Here is a 14,991-nt window from a genome sequence, read left to right as displayed (position 1 = left end):
GCTCCTGTTCACGGCGCCCGACCCGACCCACCTGCGGCTGTCGCCTGCCGGCCACGCGCGGTGACGTGGCCGGCGGCGCGCGCCGACGTCGGCGCGGTCACCGCCGGTCCGTGAGGCGCCACGGTCGTCGGTGCGTCCGTGAAGCGTCACGGCCGTCGGTGCCGCCGCCGGGCGTTCAGCCCTTCGCGGGTGAGGCCTTCTCCGGGGTGCCCTTGCCGGAGGCTTCCTCCGTGTCCGCGGGCTCCTTGAAGTCGACCTTGCCCATGTGCTTGCTCATGGACTTCATCAGGCCCCACACCGCCACCGCCATCGCCGCGAAGACGATGAAGCCGAGGACACCGGGAGTGACCTTGTTCTCGTCGACCTCCTTGGCGAGGGGGACGAGGTGCGTCATTGCCAGGCTCACGCTTGCGCTCATGTCAGGCATTGTCGCGGATGCCCGCAAAGAGGTCGTCCTCGGGGAGGGAGGTATCGACGCGGGACTTCGCGAGCTCGTACTCCTCCGTGGGCCAGACCTCCCTCTGGACCTCCATCGGCACCCGGAACCAGCCGCCGTCGGGGTCGATCTGCGTGGCGTGGGCGATCAGCGCCTTGTCACGGATCTCGTAGAAGTCGGCGCACGGAACATGCGTGGTGAGCGTGCGCTCCATGTGGCCGGACTCCTCCCAGCGCTTGAGCCACTCCCCGTAGGGGGACTCCAGGCCGCGGTCGAGCAGCGCCTGGTGCAGCGCCTCGGTGCGGGGGCGGTTGAAGCCCTGGTTGTAGTACAGCTTCAGAGGCCGGTAGGCGGGCCCGTACTCGTCCTCGGGGTACTTCTCGGCGTCGTCCGCGCCTTCGAAGGCCACCATCGAGATCTTGTGGGTCATGATGTGGTCGGGGTGCGGGTAGCCGCCGTTCTCGTCGTAGGTGGTGATCGCCTGGGGACGGAAGGAGCGGATCTGCTTCACCAGCTCGCCGGCCGCCTTGTCGACGTCCTCCAGAGCGAAGCAGCCCTCGGGGAGCGGCGGCAGCGGGTCGCCCTCGGGCAGGCCGGAGTCGACGAAGCCGAGCCACTCCTGCCGGACGCCGAGGATCTCGCGGGCCTCGTCCATCTCCTTCTTGCGTACCTCGTGGATGTGCTCCTCGATGTACTTGTCGCCCTGAAGCTTGGGATTGAGGATGGAGCCGCGCTCCCCGCCCGTGCAGGTCACGACCAGCACGTCCACCCCCTCGGACACGTACTTCGCCATGGTGGCCGCGCCCTTGCTCGACTCGTCGTCGGGGTGCGCGTGGACGGCCATCAGTCGTAGCTGGTCAGTCAAGACTCAATCCTCGGTAAGTCGGCGCCCGGTGTGAACCGGCGCGATCGCAGGCTTCTATAGTGACCGAATCGGGGGGCGAATAATTCCGCGCCGGGAGGACGATCATGAGTACGGCGAGCACGCGACTGCCCGAGGGCCGCTACGGGCGTTCCTCGGACGAGCGCGCCGACCACAAACTCAAGATCACCGGTGCTGTGCTGGGCGCGTTGCTGCTCGCGCTGACGGGGTACTTCGCCTACCACTACGTCGGCCAGAACAAGATCAGCGCCGAGGTCATCACCTTCAAGGCCACCTCGGACCAGGCGGTCGAGCTCCACCTGGAGGTCCGCAAGGACTCGGGTGCGAGCGGTTACTGCACGGTCCGCTCGCAGGCCGCCAACGGTGCCGAGGTGGGCCGGGCGGACTTCCGCTTCTCCGGTGCGGACACGCGCATCGACAAGGTGGTCACGCTGCGTACGACGGCGAGGGGCACCACGGCGGAGCTGCTCGGCTGTCACGCCGGCTGACGCAATACATGCACGCTGACCTGCGTTGACGTAATTCTGATGGCTTATGTCCTCCCCCTTCGGCCACTGAATTGTTAGGCTCGTGGTTTCGCCCATCACCTGAGGAACATGCTTCTGGGTAGGGCGATGCTTTGTATTCCCAGTACCGACGAGGAGCACCTGTGACCCAGACCAGCGAGTCCGTCACCTGGCTGACCCAGGAGGCGTACAACAAGCTCAAGGTCGAGCTTGAGTACCTTACTGGTCCTGCGCGCACGGAGATCGCCACCAAGATCGCCGCCGCGCGCGAGGAGGGGGACCTGCGCGAGAACGGTGGGTACCACGCGGCCAAGGAGGAGCAGGGCAAGCAGGAGCTCCGTGTGCGCCAGCTGACCCAGCTTCTCGAGAACGCCAAGGTCGGCGAGGCTCCCGCTTCCACGGACGGCGCGGTGGCGCCCGGCATGGTCGTGACGATCGCCTTCGACGGTGACGAGGACGACACCACGACGTTCCTGCTCGCCTCGCGCGAGTACGCGAGCTCCGACATCGAGACCTACTCGCCGCAGTCCCCCCTGGGCACCGGCGTGATCGGTCACAAGGTCGGCGAGGACGCGGAGTACGAGCTGCCGAACGGCAAGAAGGCCTCCGTGCGCATCCTCAAGGCCGAGCCCTACAGCGGCTGAGCCCCCCTTCCTGGACTTCTGGACTTTCCTGTTCCCGGACTTCCGGACGAGCCCCCGGCGCCCCCAGAGCGCCGGGGGTTTCGTCATGCCGTCGTCGAGCGGTACTTGCGGACCGCCAGCGTGCGGAAGATCGCGATGATCACGACCGAGTAGATGATCGAGGCCCAGACGGGGTGGGCCATCGGCCACGCGTCGGACGGTGAGACTCCCGGGTCGCCGAAGAGCTTGCGGCACGCCTGGACGGTGGCGCTGAACGGGTTCCACTCGGCGATCGGTTGCAGCCAGGACGCCATCTGCGAGGAGTCCACGAACGCGTTGGATATGAACGTCACAGGGAAGAGCCAGATCAGTCCGCCGGAGGTGGCCGCCTCGGGCGTACGGACCGACAGGCCGATCAGGGCGCCGATCCAGGTGAAGGCGTAGCCGAGGAGGAGCAGCAGGCCGAAGGCGGCCAGGACCTTGCCGAAGTTGGTGGGCTCCGCCGAGCCCGGACGCCAGCCCACCAGGAGCGCGACGGCTGCCAGGACGACCAGGGTCAGGGCCGTCTGCACCAGGTCGGCGAGGGTACGGCCGGTGAGCACCGCCCCGCGCGCCATGGGCAGTGACCGGAAGCGGTCTATCAGGCCCTTGTGCATGTCGTCGGCTATACCCGCGCCGGCACCGGCCGTGGCGAACGTGACGGTCTGCGCGAAGATGCCGGCCATCAGGAAGTTCTTGTAGACGTCCGGACTGGTGGAGCCTCCGATGTTCATCGAGCCGCCGAAGACGTACGTGAACAGGACCACGAACATCACCGGCTGGATCAGCCCGAAAATAACCATCTCAGGAATCCGGCTCATGCGAATCAGATTCCTGCGGGCGATGACCAGGGAATCGTTCATGGCGCTCACTTCACACGCTCCGTCCAGGCGTTGGGCCGCCGGTCCCGGATGCGCGGCGAGATGATGAATCCTGACCGACACGGGCGAACAGGATTCGGGGTCCGGGACATCCGGATCAAGTTGCGCTTTGCAACGACCAGTGGGTCGCGGACGGACTGCCCGAGCGGATGGGCGGGCGGGGGCGCCACGCCGCGTACGGCGTCGGTGACGGCACTCATCTGACGGTTTCCCTCTCGCTCTTTCCGGCAGGTGCGGTCTTTTCGTTGTCCTCGGCCTTCGTCTCGGCCACGTGTCCGGTCAGGGACAGGAAGACGTCGTCGAGGGTGGGGCGGCGCAGGCCTATGTCGTCGATCTCTATGCCACGGGTGTCGAGTTCACGGATGACCTCGGCGAGGAGCTTGGCGCCGCCGGAGACGGGCACGGTGAGCTTGCGGGTGTGCTGCTCGACCGCGGTCTCGCCCTTGCCGAAGCCGGTCAGGACCTCCGCGGCGGTGGCGATGTGTTCGCGGTTGTGCACCACGACCTCCACCCGCTCGCCGCCGGTGCGGGCCTTGAGCTGGTCGGAGGTGCCGCGGGCGATGACGCGGCCGTGGTCGACGACCGCGATGTCGTGCGCGAGGTGGTCGGCCTCTTCGAGGTACTGGGTGGTCAGCAACAACGTCGTCCCGCCGGAGACGAGTCGCTTGATGACGTCCCACAGCAGTTGGCGGTTGCGCGGGTCGAGGCCGGTCGTCGGCTCGTCCATGAACATCACGGGCGGGGAGACCACCAGCGCCGCGGCCAGGTCGAGGCGGCGGCGCATGCCTCCGGAGTAGGTCTTGGCGGTGCGGTCGGCGGCGTCCGCGAGGTCGAACTGATCGAGAAGTTCGGCGGCCCGGGCCTTCGCCGCGCCGGACTTCATCTGGTAGAGCTGTCCGACCATCTGGAGGTTCTCGCGGCCGGTGAGGTATTCGTCGACTGCCGCGAACTGGCCGGACAGGCCGATCGAGCGGCGTACCTCGTTGGGGTGTTTGAGCACGTCGAGGCCGGCGACCACGGCCCGGCCGCGGTCGGGGCGCAGGAGGGTGGTCAGGCAGCGGACCGCGGTGGTCTTGCCCGCGCCGTTCGGTCCGAGCAGGCCCAGGACCGTGCCCTCCGGGACGTCGAGGTCGACGCCGTCCAGAGCCTTTACGTCGCCGAAGGTCTTCACCAGGCCTTCGGCGTAGATGGCGCCTGGCATATGAGTCTCCACGTCGTTGAGGATTCTTCGGAAAGCCTAGGTTTGTACTTTTCGTTCCGCCCGACAGGGTCAGGAGTGAACGGCGCGAGGGCATGAGACACACCATAACGCGATGTATCGCGTCCCACAACGGACTTACTCGAACGAGTGACGAACAGGGCTCTGACCTCAGTCGATGACGATGTAGCCGGCGTCGCGCAGGGCCCGGCCGACCTCGGCGCAGTGCGCCGGCCCCTTCGTCTCCAGGTGCAGCTCGACCTCCGCCTCGGTCAGCCCGAGCCGGGGGTCGGTCCGCACATGGCTCACGTCGAGAACGTTGGCGTCGACCACTGACAACACGCCGAGGAGCGTGGCGAGGGCGCCCGGCCGGTCCGTCAGGCGCAGGCGTACGGCCAGGTAGCGGCCCTGCGCCGCCATGCCGTGCCGCAGCACCCGCTGCATCAGCACCGGATCGACGTTGCCACCGGACAGCACCGCGACGACCGGGCCCTCGAAGGCGCCGGGGTCGCTGAGCAGCGCGGCCACCGGGCTCGCCCCGGCCGGTTCGACGACCAGCTTGGCCCGCTCCAGGCACAGCAGCAGCGCGGTGGACAACTCGTCCTCCGTCACCGTGCGCACCTCGTCCACCAGCTCGCCGATGATGCCGAACGGCACGTCACCGGGCCGGCCGACCCTGATGCCGTCGGCCATCGTCGCCGGGTTCCTGATCGACACCGGCCGCCCGGCCGCCAGCGAGGGCGGGTACGCCGCGGCCCCCGCCGCCTGCACGCCGACGATCCGCACGTCCGGCCGCAGCGCCTTCACCGCGACCGCTATGCCCGCCGCCAGACCACCTCCGCCGATCCCGACGACGATCGTGCGCACCTCCGGGCACTGCTCCAGGATCTCCAGACCGACCGTGCCCTGCCCCGCGATGACGTCGGGGTGGTCGAAGGGGTGGATGAACACCGCGCCCGTCTCGGCGGCGTACTCCTGCGCCGCGGCCAGCGTCTCGTCGACCACCTGACCGTGCAGGCGCACCTCGGCGCCGTACTCGCGGGTGGCGCTGATCTTCGGCAGCGGGGCGCCCTTGGGCATGAACACCGTGGACCGCACACCCAGCACCCTCGACGCCAGCGCCACGCCCTGCGCGTGGTTGCCCGCGCTCGCCGCGACGACCCCGGCGGCCCGCTCCTCCGGCAACAGCCCGGCGATCCGGACGTACGCGCCGCGCAGCTTGAACGATCCCGTCCGCTGGAGGTTCTCGCACTTGAAGTGGACCGGCGCGCCGACCAGCTGGGTCAGGTGCCTGCTGCCCTCCATCGCGGTCACCCGCGCCACGCCCGACAGCATCTTCTGGGCGCCGCGCACATCGTCGAGGGTGACGTGGCGCAAGGAGTCAGCCGTGCTGTAGCTCATGACTCCAGCATCGCAGTTCACAGGCGGGAACGACCGCTGTGACCAACCTCCGAGACCGGTTTCCGCAGCGCCGGTACGACCCGCCCTCCAGCCGCGTACTCTGTCCCCCATTCCAGCAGCCCCTTCATGAAGTGAGCCCCCGGCCATGCCCACAACACCTGAAATGTCGATGGACATGACGACCGTCGGTGACACCGGTCTCCTCGACACGCTGCAGCACGAGGTCGCGGTGTTCGCACGCCGTGCCGAACAGACCCGGCTCGGCGGTGTCGGGCAGGTGCGCAACTCCATGGACCGTGCCGCGTACCTGCTGCTCAACCGCCTCGACAAGGAAGGCCCGATGGGCGTCAAGGCGCTCGCCGCGAGCATGGGCATCGACTCGTCCACGGTCACCCGGCAGGTCGCTCCGCTCGTCGACACCGGTCTGGTCAAGCGGACCTCGCACCCCGAGGACGGACGGGCGGTGGTGCTCCAGCTGTCCCCGCGCGGGCAGTCGCGTCTCGAGGAAGTGCGGTCCTCCCGGCGTCAGTTGATGGCCGAGCTGACGGACGACTGGGCGCCGGAGGAGCGCGAGACGTTCTGCGCGCTCCTCACCCGCTTCAACACCGCGCTGTCCTCCCGGATGGCGGCCCACGGCGTACCGGGCACGGAGGAGCCGTCGCCGACCGCATCCTGAGCGCGGGCGGGCCCGCAGCGACGCACGCGCGCGGCGGACGGCTTCCGTGCGGGTCCCGGCGGCCTTCCGACGACTTTCCGGCGGGCGTGCGCGGCTCTTGACCGAAACCCCGCCCCTGGCCTCATATGAGACCGGGGCATATGGCCGTCCAGGGGGACGCCGTCAGGCGGGAGGCTCGGTGTGCGAGAGAGGCGTTCGGCCCAGGAAGCCCGCCGGGCCCGGGAGTTCGAGGCGTTCGTCGCGGGAGCGGGCGGGCGGCTGCTGCACGCCGCCACCCTGCTCACGGCGGAGGCGCCGGACGACAACCCGCGCGCGCGTCGTCTGCTGACGCTCGCCCTCGCGCGCACGTACGCGTGCTGGGAGCGGCTGCACGGCGAGGACCCGTACAACCGTGCCCGCGAGTATCTGGCCACCCGCTTCGCGCACGAGGCGTGGCACCAGTACGCGTGGCAGCTGTACGAGGCTCTGCCCCTGGGCCGTACCCACCCGCGCTCCGCCCCCGGGGCGCTGGCCGGGCTCACTCCCCAGGAGCGCCTGATCCTGGTCCTGAGGCTCTACGAGGGCGTTGCCGAGGAGCAGGTGGCGGCCCTGCTCGGCCTGCCGACGGAACGTGTCCGCACGGCCTGCGACCGGGCGACGGCGACGCTGCTGCATCCGCCGCGCGGACCGGCGCCCGCGGTGCGCCGGGCGAAGGCGGCGGCCTCGTGAACCGGGCCGAGCGGGAGGCCGCCGTACGACAGATCATGGAGCGGACGGCGCCGCACGTGCCGACGGGGCTCCACACGGACGTCGTACGTCGCGGCAGCCGTATTCTGCGCCGCCGTACGATCGCCCGGCGGCTGTTGTGGCTGCTGCTGTGCGCCGCGACCGTGGCGTTCGTGGTCTGGGCGGTGATGGTCCAGCCCTGGGTGGAGCCGCCGTCGCAGACGACTCCACCGCTCACCGACTGGTAGCCCCTGCGGCTGGGGCCTGTCCGAGCGGATCAAGCCGGCGACGCGGGGCCCGGCACACCCCCAGGGAGAACCCCCCAGCGGCTTGCCGTCGGCCGCCGACGCTCCACGTCGACGCCCTCCTACGGCTTGATCCGTCGGGCAGGTTCCCTAGCCGAGGGCCTGCTGGAGGTCTTCGAGGAGATCGTCGACGTTCTCGATGCCCACGGACAGGCGGACGAGGTCGCCTGGCACCTCCAGCGCCGAACCGACCACGGACGCGTGCGTCATGCGCCCCGGGTGCTCGATGAGGGACTCCACACCGCCCAGGGACTCGCCGAGGGTGAACACCTTGGCACGGTTGCAGACCTCGACGGCCGCCTCCTCGCCCCCGGTGACCCGGAAGGAGACCATGCCGCCGAACGCCCGCATCTGCTTGGCGGCGACCTCGTGACCGGGGTGCTCCGGCAGGCCCGGGTAGAGCACGCTCGTCACGCGCGCGTGCCGGGTCAGCATGTCGGCGACCTCGGTGGCGTTCCGACTGTGCCGGTCCATGCGCACCGCCAGCGTCTTGGCGCCGCGCAGCACCAGCCAGGAGTCGAAGGGCCCGGCGACCGCGCCCATCGCGTTCTGGTGGTACGCCAGTTCCTCGCCGAGAGCCTCGTCGGCGGTGATCAGCGCGCCGCCGACGACGTCGGAGTGGCCGCCCATGTACTTCGTCAGGGAGTGCACGACGACGTCCGCGCCGAGCGACAGCGGCTGCTGCAGGTACGGCGTGGCGAAGGTGTTGTCGACGACGAGCTTCGCGCCCGCGTCACGGGCGACCTGGGCGACGGCGGCGATGTCGGTGATGCCGAGGAGCGGGTTGGAGGGGGTCTCCACCCACACGGCCTTGGTCTTCGGGGTGATCGCGGCCCGTACGGCGGAGGGGTCGCTGGTGTCGGCGACCGACCACTCCACGCCCCAGCGGGCGACGACCTTGGCGAACAGGCGGAACGTGCCGCCGTACGCGTCGTTGGGGATGACGACGTGGTCGCCGGGGCTGAGCAGCGTACGCAACAGGCAGTCCTCGGCCGCCAGTCCGGAAGCGAACGCGAGTCCTCGGCGGCCGCCCTCGAGGGCCGCGAGGTTCTCCTCCAGGGCGGTCCTGGTCGGGTTGGCGCTGCGGCTGTACTCGTAGCCGCCGCGCAGGCCGCCGACGCCGTCCTGCTTGTAGGTCGAGACCTGGTAGATCGGCGGGACGACCGCGCCGGTGAGGGGATCGGCGGTGTTGCCCGCGTGGATCGCGAGGGTCTCGAAGTGCTGACTGATGTGCCTGTCGCTCATGGGCACCGAGCGTAGTCCGCTCCCGGGCCCGGCGCGGGCGGACCGCTCGGCCGACTGTTCGGCCGACTGCCCCTCCCTGCCACGGCCCCCGGCCGGGACGGACGGTTTTCCACAGGCTCGGGGGCGGGTTGGCCAATTGTCGGCGCAGTCTGGTTCGCTTGTGGCATGGAGATTCTCTGGGTCCTGATGGCGCTGATCATGATCGGCTTCGTGCTGCTGCCGTTCCTGCGGCGCAGGCGCGGCCAGGTCGAGCTGGTCCCGGCGGATCACCCGGACGCCGCGGACCCGGCGACCTACGGTTTCGCGAGCACGGAGGAGCTGGACATCCGCATGCCCGGCCCCGACCAGGACCTGCTGGACGTCCTGGACGTGGTGCAGCACACGCAGGACTACCGGGCGGCCCAGCAGCTGCTGGCCGGCACGGAGACCGAGGGCGAACTGCGCTGGCAGCGCGTGCAGGCCTTCGCGGGCGCGGCGGCGCTGGAGCTCCAGCAGCGGCCGGGCGGGGTCAGCGAGACTCCGGGCGGGCAGTGGCTGCGGGTGTGGCGGACGGAGGCACCGAAGGATGCGGGCGGTGCGGCCGTGCACGCCGAGTTCCTGGTGCAGCAGGCGTGGCGGACGTCGACGCCGGGCACGGACGACTTCCGGATCATCATGGAGGAGGCGAAGGACGCCTGCGGCCAGGCGGCGCTGCTGTCCCCCGGTGACCCGATCCCGTACATCGTCGAGCTGTCGGTGGCCCGCGGTCTGCGGTACTCGCAGGCCGAGTTCGAGCAGCTCTGGCTGAAGATCCTGGACCACGCCCCGGCGCACATGGGGGCGCATCTGGCGGCCCTGCACTACTGGTGCGAGAAGTGGCACGGCTCGCGCGAGCTGGCGTACTCGTTCGCGGAGGCGGCGGCGGCACGAGCCCCCAAGGGCTCGCTCCTCGCGGCCATGCCGCTGTTCGCGGTCTTCGAGCACCTTCCCGAGGTGAACCTGGTCAGCAGCTTCTACCAGAGCGAGGTCGTGACGAAGGCGATGCACGGCGCGCTGTTCGCGGTGCACGCGGCCCGGCCCGACGACCCGATGCTGGCGCACGTCCGCCACCTGCTGGTCTTCTTCCTGGTGCGCTCCGAGCGCTGGTCGGAGGCGATGAACCAGCTCATACACGTGGACGGCCACGTCGGCGCCCTCCCCTGGACGCTCTTCCCCGACCCGGCCGCGGAGTTCGCGCTCTTCCGCGCACTGGCGGTGGCGGGCTACGAGGCCAACGGCGGCAGCCCGGCGACGCTGCCGCACTGAGTGCCGGGGGGGGCGGTCCGGGAGCGGGGGCTGTACGGGGGTGGTCCGGGAGCGGGGTTGTGCGGGGGCGGTCCGGGAGCGGCAGGGCGTGGGAGCGGGCCGGAATTCGCCGTGCCCGGTGCCCGTTGACTCGCACGGACCCCCAGACCTTGGAGACCGCATGTTCCTGCACAACCGTACGCCCCGGCTCCCGACCCCCGAGCAGGCTCTGCGGGGCCGCCCGATGCCGGCCCTCTCCGTCCCCGACCGCCACACGGTCCTCGGCACCCCGCTCCTCGGCCCCTACCCCGAGGGCCTCGAGGTCGCGGACTTCGGCCTGGGCTGCTTCTGGGGCGCGGAGCGCAAGTTCTGGCAGCTCCCGGCAGGCGTGTGGACGACCCTGGTCGGTTACCAGGGCGGCCACACCGAGAACCCGGCCTACGAGGAGGTCTGCTCGGGCCTGACCGGCCACACGGAGGTCGTCCGCGTGGTCTTCGACCCGGCGGTGATCTCCTACGAGAGCCTCCTGAAGACGTTCTGGGAGTCGCACAACCCCACCCAGGGCTTCCGCCAGGGCAACGACGTGGGCACCCAGTACCGCTCCGCGATCTACACCCACTCCCCGTCCCAGGCAACGACGGCCGAGGCCTCCCGCGCGTCCTACCAGCAGGTCCTCACCGCCTCGGGCTACGGCACGATCACGACGGAAATCCTCCCGGCGGAGGAACGCACGTTCTATGCGGCCGAGGGATACCACCAGCAGTATCTTTCGGACAGCAAAAACCCGAGCGGGTACTGCGGCGTAGGTGGGACGGGGGTCAAGCTAAGTGACCCGTTCGGGACGAACTGGGGGGCGTCGTGCCCGACGGGTATCGCTTCGGCGCCGGGGGCCACGGACAAGTAGGCGGTAGGTACTGAAGAACCGCGACACCGGCAATCTGCACGGTGCCGCCGCCGGCCCTCTCCGTCGCGGCGAACGAGAGTCGAAAATCAGTGGCCGCCTGAACCGGCCGACTCCACTCTGTACGCCATGGAAGAACCGCAACGCAGGATCCGTGCGGCCCACTCGGAATCCACGATCACCGTCTACCAGGCCTACTCCCCGGCAATCGGCCTGCCCGCCGTCCGCGACGGCCGTTTCCCCGCCGTGTGGAAGCGGGACAGGATGACGTGGATCAAGCCGTCGTTCCTGTGGATGATGTACCGCTGCGGCTGGGGCGCCAAGGAGGGGCAGGAGACCGTCCTCGCTGTCGAGATCAGCCGTGACGGCTTCGAGTGGGCGTTGCGCCACGCATGCCTGTCGAGCTACACCCGCGGGGTCCACCCCGACCGCGTCACCTGGCAGCGGCAACTGAAATGCGCGCCCACCCGCGTGCAGTGGGACCCGGAGCGGGACCTGCACCTGCAACCCATGCCGTACAGGTCCCTGCAACTTGGCCTCTCCGCTGAGGCCACACGACGCTACGCCGACGAGTGGACGGTCGCCATCCGCGACGTGACCCCGCTGGCCCACGAGATCCACGCCCTCGTCAGCGGCGGTGACTTGGGCTCCGCGACCCGACTGCTGCCCCAGGAACGCCCTTATCCCGCTGAAGACGAACTACTTGCCCATCTCCTGGGATGAGAGGCTGGTTCACCCGACAGCCGATCGCGGCCGATGGGTCACATGGCAGCACAGGCTCGCGGGGACGGGGGTCAAGCTAAGTGACCCGTTCGGGACGAACTGGGGGGCTTCCTGCCCGACGGGCGTCGCGCCTGCACCTGACCCTGGAGAGCAGTAGGTCTGCAAGCGCGTCCACACGGCCAGGCGTGCTGCCAGCTGCCAGACAGCACGGCGGCGCAGTCGGCCAGCGCGTCGTCAGACCGATCCAACTGTCCGGCGTCAGCCTTCCTGGAATTGCTTTCGGTCATACCGCCCGCGCCCTGCATGATTCGTGCCGCCCGTCGCCACGATTACAGGCATGGCGACTTCGGGGGCACGGCGTAGTCGGCTCGGCGGCTTGGGACAGTGGTGGGGCGTCTTGGCCGGCGCCCTCCTTATCGCGGCCTGGGTCAATGAAGCAGCAGGACCAGCAGTGATCATCACCCTGTCCGCGGTGGTCTTACTCTGGTCCTTCTTCCAAGCCCCGGTGACCTGCGGGGCTCCGGTCAGAGGACGAGCCGATGGCTGCCGCAACAACGCGACCGGCATCCTCATGGGCTGCCACATCCATCAGCACCGCTGGCAAAAACTCAAGATGCTGATCTTCCGGCGGCGGGTGCGTGAGTTCTGCTCCGGGCTGTTCTCAGACGGCAAGGCCACCCTTGTCACACTCGCAGCAGCAGGTAGCTTCATCTCCGGGCTAGTGGCACTCATACCTGGTGTCGCTGTCTGACGTACAGGACACACAACAACAGGGGCTCGCGGGGACGGGGTCAAGCTAGTTGACCTGTTCGAGACGAACTGGGGGCGTCCTGCCCGGCTGGCGTCCCCTTGGCGCCCTAAGCATCCAGGGAGTAGCCCGAACCAGCGGGAGTCAGGATCGAACCCGGCGGTGGGCTTATTGCCACGACACACCACGGCCAAGGCTTCTGACTGGGAATACTCCAACTATGCGGGATAGTGGCATTTTTTGGGTCCGCACTGCCTTCGTCCTGGCAAACGCGGCCGTGTCTACTGCGGATACCCCTGTTCGCTCATGCACTGACGGAACGTCTTCTCATGCATGGTGGCGGAGTAGGAGTCGGTAAGGTCGTCCAAGGTCTCGTCGCCGGTGTTGCTGTTGGCGGGGTAGGCCTGGTTGGCGACGACTTCGCAGTGGGCGCGGGCTTCGGTCTCGGTTAGCTGAATCTGGGTGTCGTTGCTGGGTACGGCTCCAATGAAGTTCTGCCCGTCCTTGCCGTCTCGTCCTGCTGCACCGGTGTAGCCGCGGGGCCCGGGTAGGCCTGTTGGCCCGGGCGGTCCGGAGGGGCCAGCGGGGCCCGGCTGCGCATGTTGGCTCTTCAAGTTGCTGATCTGCACCTGCTGGACGACCAGCATGGTGGATTGCGCCGCGAGCACGGTGATGAGGACGCTGGTCAGGATGAGCCGGCGCCGTGGTCTTCGTCGCGTGTCGTCACTGTCCATGCGCCCCCTATCTGTACCGGCGAGAGTGTAGGCTCCTCGGCCTCGCGTCATGGTGGGACCCGTGCCCCCGTAGCTCAGATGGCTGGCAAGGGCCTCGGAAACTGATCGACATGAAGCACTGAGTCGAGAGCCCTCCCCCGGATCAGCCGCTGCGTGCTGGATTCGCTGCCCAGCATCCAGCCTTGCGACCGTACCGGTGATTGATCGACCACGCCTCCCCGAACGGCAGGCACCGTCCACCGGTCACATAGCAGCACAGGCTCGCCGGGACCGGTGTCTCCTGCCCGATCGGCGTGGCCAGGGCGGATGGCTGACCCAGAGCCACTGTCGTCGGAAGCCACGGCGACTCTGCGAGCGCTGCTGGCCGGCTCGGATCCGGTGAGTGGCGCCCTGCTGGCCCAGATTCCACACACGCGGGTGGTGGGCAAATGTGGCTGCGGCTGCGTGACGGTCGATCTGGAAGTCGACCGTACAGCGGTGGCTGCTGCGCCATCGCATGACAATCCGGCCGTGGACGCCTGGTACGACGCACCGCACTCGGCCGGTGTCATGATCTTCACCGAGGGCGGATACCTCTCACTCCTGGAGATCTACTCAGTCTCCGACGAGCCGATCACCGCGTGGCCGGACCCCCGTTTCATCGAACGATGAGCGAGTGAGGACACCCACCAGCAGTACCTCGACAAGAACCCGGCGGGCTACCGCGGGATCGGCGGCACGGGCGTCAAGCCAAGTGTCCCGTTCGCAACGGGGAACCTGTCTGGGCGGAGACATCTTCCGCCTCCGCTTGCACGGCGGGGATCAGGTCTGCGATCCGTTCGAGCTGTTCGCGCTGGGAGCGCATGCCCAGGGCGCCGAGGCGGGTGACCATGTGCCGGGCGCCGGCGGCCGCGTACTGTCCCAGGCGCTCGAGGACCTGCGCGGCTGAGCCGGTGACGACTGCCTGGATCTTCTCCAGTTCCTCGAGTGGCATGCCGTATGTGGCCCGAGCGTAGGCGTCCATTGCCCGGCGGCCGCTTTCGACGTCGTCATCGATCCGTACCGAGACGAACAGTGCGGGGGTGATGTCCTCGGCCGCTCGGCCGATGTCGGCAGCCGCTGAGCGGATGTCGGCCAGCCCCGATGCGTAGTCGGCGGGGTCGGGTGGGTATGGCAGCCATCCGTCGTACATCCGGCCGGTCCGGGCCAGCGCCGAGGAGGTCGCGCCGCCGAGCCAGACGGGCGGGCCGCCGGATCGAAACGTCCTGGTCATGGGTGGAATGCCGTCGAGTCGGAGGATCTCGCCATGGAAGTGGTCGGCGCCGTCCCAAAGGGCTCGCCACAGCGCGACGGTCTCGTCCAGGCGGGTGAAGCGCCTTTCCCAGGGCACCCCGGACAGCGTGTACAGAGGCCGTCCGAAACGGCCGGGGAAGCCTGCGCCGACGGTCACGGTGAGTCGGCCGCCGGACAGCAGGTCGATCGACGCCAGCGACTGCGCGACCTGGACCGGCCGACGCAGGAACGGCATCAGTGCGGCGGTCCCCAGGGTCACGGTGTCCGTCGCCGGGGCGAGCGCGGCCAGCATCGTCAGGGCCTCGACGCGGGGGCTGATCAGGGAGTCGTTGACGAAGAGCGAGGAGAAGCCCAGGCGTTCGGCCTGGCGGCCGAAGCCGATCAGTTCTCGGGGGTCGTCGGCCTCGCCCCACTGGGCGGTTCCGGTCGGAAGCAGTACACCGATGTCCATG

General features: G+C 69.2%; 18 protein-coding genes and 1 pseudogene. 11 read left to right on the top strand and 8 right to left on the bottom strand.

The window, feature by feature from the left end; all coding sequences use genetic code 11:
- Window positions 1-175: 175 nt before the first annotated feature.
- Together OG289_RS31980 and mca are read right to left on the bottom strand one after the other, a co-directional pair.
- On the bottom strand, window positions 176-427 hold the full coding sequence (locus OG289_RS31980) for a hypothetical protein (RefSeq protein WP_327317515.1): 252 nt from the start codon (window positions 425-427) through the stop codon (window positions 176-178).
- Window positions 420-1,280, bottom strand: a complete 861-nt coding sequence (mca, locus tag OG289_RS31975; protein WP_327320866.1) for a mycothiol conjugate amidase Mca — start codon at window positions 1,278-1,280, stop codon at window positions 420-422. Before mca ends, OG289_RS31980 begins: the two co-directional genes overlap by 8 nt.
- Window positions 1,281-1,405: 125 nt before the next feature.
- Between mca and OG289_RS31970 the strand changes: the two genes are divergently transcribed.
- Window positions 1,406-1,807: a DUF4307 domain-containing protein gene (locus tag OG289_RS31970; protein WP_327317514.1), complete on the top strand. Its 402-nt coding sequence runs from the start codon at window positions 1,406-1,408 to the stop codon at window positions 1,805-1,807.
- A gap of 161 nt (window positions 1,808-1,968) precedes the next feature.
- Window positions 1,969-2,469 carry a transcription elongation factor GreA gene (gene greA, locus OG289_RS31965; protein WP_327317513.1) on the top strand — a complete coding sequence of 167 codons (501 nt, stop codon included), beginning with the start codon at window positions 1,969-1,971 and terminating at the stop codon, window positions 2,467-2,469.
- Between the two features lie 83 nt (window positions 2,470-2,552).
- On the opposite strand, the gene OG289_RS31960 is transcribed toward greA, so the two are convergent.
- From OG289_RS31960 to ilvA, 3 genes are all read right to left on the bottom strand, one after another.
- The gene (locus OG289_RS31960; protein WP_327317512.1) at window positions 2,553-3,350 is read right to left on the bottom strand and encodes an ABC transporter permease; all 798 of its coding nucleotides are present in this window, start codon (window positions 3,348-3,350) and stop codon (window positions 2,553-2,555) included.
- Between the two features lie 214 nt (window positions 3,351-3,564).
- A complete protein-coding gene (locus tag OG289_RS31950) occupies window positions 3,565-4,569 on the bottom strand; it encodes an ATP-binding cassette domain-containing protein (protein ID WP_327317511.1) in 1,005 nt (334 codons plus the stop codon).
- A 168-nt stretch (window positions 4,570-4,737) separates the two neighbouring features.
- The gene (ilvA, locus tag OG289_RS31945) at window positions 4,738-5,967 is read right to left on the bottom strand and encodes a threonine ammonia-lyase (protein ID WP_327317510.1); all 1,230 of its coding nucleotides are present in this window, start codon (window positions 5,965-5,967) and stop codon (window positions 4,738-4,740) included.
- A gap of 163 nt (window positions 5,968-6,130) precedes the next feature.
- Here ilvA and OG289_RS31940 point away from each other — a divergent pair, with 163 nt between their 5' ends.
- From OG289_RS31940 to OG289_RS31930, 3 genes are all read left to right on the top strand, one after another.
- The gene (locus OG289_RS31940) at window positions 6,131-6,643 is read left to right on the top strand and encodes a MarR family winged helix-turn-helix transcriptional regulator (protein WP_327320865.1); all 513 of its coding nucleotides are present in this window, start codon (window positions 6,131-6,133) and stop codon (window positions 6,641-6,643) included.
- A gap of 180 nt (window positions 6,644-6,823) precedes the next feature.
- Window positions 6,824-7,351: a sigma factor-like helix-turn-helix DNA-binding protein gene (locus tag OG289_RS31935; protein ID WP_327317509.1), complete on the top strand. Its 528-nt coding sequence runs from the start codon at window positions 6,824-6,826 to the stop codon at window positions 7,349-7,351.
- Entirely contained in the window at window positions 7,348-7,596 is a 249-nt protein-coding gene (locus tag OG289_RS31930; RefSeq protein ID WP_327317508.1) for a hypothetical protein, read from the top strand. Before OG289_RS31935 ends, OG289_RS31930 begins: the two co-directional genes overlap by 4 nt.
- A gap of 147 nt (window positions 7,597-7,743) precedes the next feature.
- Here OG289_RS31930 and OG289_RS31925 read toward each other — a convergent pair whose 3' ends face one another.
- Window positions 7,744-8,898 carry a cystathionine gamma-synthase gene (locus OG289_RS31925; RefSeq protein WP_327317507.1) on the bottom strand — a complete coding sequence of 385 codons (1,155 nt, stop codon included), beginning with the start codon at window positions 8,896-8,898 and terminating at the stop codon, window positions 7,744-7,746.
- 165 nt (window positions 8,899-9,063) lie between these two features.
- Here OG289_RS31925 and OG289_RS31920 point away from each other — a divergent pair, with 165 nt between their 5' ends.
- The 4 genes from OG289_RS31920 (at window position 9,064) to OG289_RS31905 (ending at window position 12,536) form a co-directional block, all read left to right on the top strand.
- Complete coding sequence (locus tag OG289_RS31920; RefSeq protein WP_327317506.1) at window positions 9,064-10,182, top strand: hypothetical protein; 1,119 nt, start codon at window positions 9,064-9,066, stop codon at window positions 10,180-10,182.
- Window positions 10,183-10,342: 160 nt separating this feature from the next.
- The gene (gene msrA / locus OG289_RS31915; RefSeq protein ID WP_327317505.1) at window positions 10,343-11,065 is read left to right on the top strand and encodes a peptide-methionine (S)-S-oxide reductase MsrA; all 723 of its coding nucleotides are present in this window, start codon (window positions 10,343-10,345) and stop codon (window positions 11,063-11,065) included.
- Between the two features lie 126 nt (window positions 11,066-11,191).
- Window positions 11,192-11,785: a DUF4291 domain-containing protein gene (locus OG289_RS31910; RefSeq protein ID WP_327317504.1), complete on the top strand. Its 594-nt coding sequence runs from the start codon at window positions 11,192-11,194 to the stop codon at window positions 11,783-11,785.
- Between the two features lie 451 nt (window positions 11,786-12,236).
- Window positions 12,237-12,536 carry a hypothetical protein gene (locus tag OG289_RS31905; RefSeq protein ID WP_327317503.1) on the top strand — a complete coding sequence of 100 codons (300 nt, stop codon included), beginning with the start codon at window positions 12,237-12,239 and terminating at the stop codon, window positions 12,534-12,536.
- Between the two features lie 278 nt (window positions 12,537-12,814).
- Here the strand turns inward: OG289_RS31905 and OG289_RS31900 are convergent, their stop codons facing one another.
- The gene (locus tag OG289_RS31900) at window positions 12,815-13,267 is read right to left on the bottom strand and encodes a hypothetical protein (RefSeq protein WP_327317502.1); all 453 of its coding nucleotides are present in this window, start codon (window positions 13,265-13,267) and stop codon (window positions 12,815-12,817) included.
- A gap of 306 nt (window positions 13,268-13,573) precedes the next feature.
- Here OG289_RS31900 and OG289_RS31895 point away from each other — a divergent pair, with 306 nt between their 5' ends.
- Both OG289_RS31895 and OG289_RS31890 read left to right on the top strand, forming a co-directional pair.
- Window positions 13,574-13,918 (top strand): hypothetical protein, encoded by a 345-nt coding sequence (locus OG289_RS31895; protein ID WP_327317501.1) that lies wholly within the window; start codon window positions 13,574-13,576, stop codon window positions 13,916-13,918.
- Between the two features lie 3 nt (window positions 13,919-13,921).
- Window positions 13,922-14,017, top strand: a pseudogene (locus tag OG289_RS31890) (peptide-methionine (S)-S-oxide reductase MsrA); the annotation flags it as partial.
- Here OG289_RS31890 and OG289_RS31885 read toward each other — a convergent pair.
- Window positions 13,992-14,990 (bottom strand): LLM class flavin-dependent oxidoreductase, encoded by a 999-nt coding sequence (locus tag OG289_RS31885; protein ID WP_327317500.1) that lies wholly within the window; start codon window positions 14,988-14,990, stop codon window positions 13,992-13,994. The pseudogene OG289_RS31890 and the gene OG289_RS31885 sit on opposite strands and share 26 nt — an antisense overlap.
- Window position 14,991: the final 1 nt, after the last annotated feature.

The sequence above is a fragment of the Streptomyces sp. NBC_01235 genome (genome assembly GCF_035989285.1).
GTDB lineage: Bacteria > Actinomycetota > Actinomycetes > Streptomycetales > Streptomycetaceae > Streptomyces.
The sequence above is the reverse complement of the archived record's forward strand: the minus strand, read 5'-3'. Positions and strand labels throughout refer to the sequence as shown.

Coding starts and splice junctions, on each gene's coding strand:
- OG289_RS31980 (WP_327317515.1), bottom strand. CDS start 427: ATGCCTGACATGAGCGCAAGCGTGAGCCTGGCAATGACGCACCTCGTC.
- mca (WP_327320866.1), bottom strand. CDS start 1,280: ATGGCCGTCCACGCGCACCCCGACGACGAGTCGAGCAAGGGCGCGGCC.
- OG289_RS31970 (WP_327317514.1), top strand. CDS start 1,406: ATGAGTACGGCGAGCACGCGACTGCCCGAGGGCCGCTACGGGCGTTCC.
- OG289_RS31960 (WP_327317512.1), bottom strand. CDS start 3,350: ATGAACGATTCCCTGGTCATCGCCCGCAGGAATCTGATTCGCATGAGC.
- OG289_RS31950 (WP_327317511.1), bottom strand. CDS start 4,569: ATGCCAGGCGCCATCTACGCCGAAGGCCTGGTGAAGACCTTCGGCGAC.
- ilvA (WP_327317510.1), bottom strand. CDS start 5,967: ATGAGCTACAGCACGGCTGACTCCTTGCGCCACGTCACCCTCGACGAT.
- OG289_RS31940 (WP_327320865.1), top strand. CDS start 6,131: ATGTCGATGGACATGACGACCGTCGGTGACACCGGTCTCCTCGACACG.
- OG289_RS31925 (WP_327317507.1), bottom strand. CDS start 8,898: ATGAGCGACAGGCACATCAGTCAGCACTTCGAGACCCTCGCGATCCAC.
- OG289_RS31920 (WP_327317506.1), top strand. CDS start 9,064: ATGGAGATTCTCTGGGTCCTGATGGCGCTGATCATGATCGGCTTCGTG.
- msrA (WP_327317505.1), top strand. CDS start 10,343: ATGTTCCTGCACAACCGTACGCCCCGGCTCCCGACCCCCGAGCAGGCT.
- OG289_RS31910 (WP_327317504.1), top strand. CDS start 11,192: ATGGAAGAACCGCAACGCAGGATCCGTGCGGCCCACTCGGAATCCACG.
- OG289_RS31900 (WP_327317502.1), bottom strand. CDS start 13,267: ATGGACAGTGACGACACGCGACGAAGACCACGGCGCCGGCTCATCCTG.
- OG289_RS31895 (WP_327317501.1), top strand. CDS start 13,574: ATGGCTGACCCAGAGCCACTGTCGTCGGAAGCCACGGCGACTCTGCGA.
- OG289_RS31885 (WP_327317500.1), bottom strand. CDS start 14,990: ATGGACATCGGTGTACTGCTTCCGACCGGAACCGCCCAGTGGGGCGAG.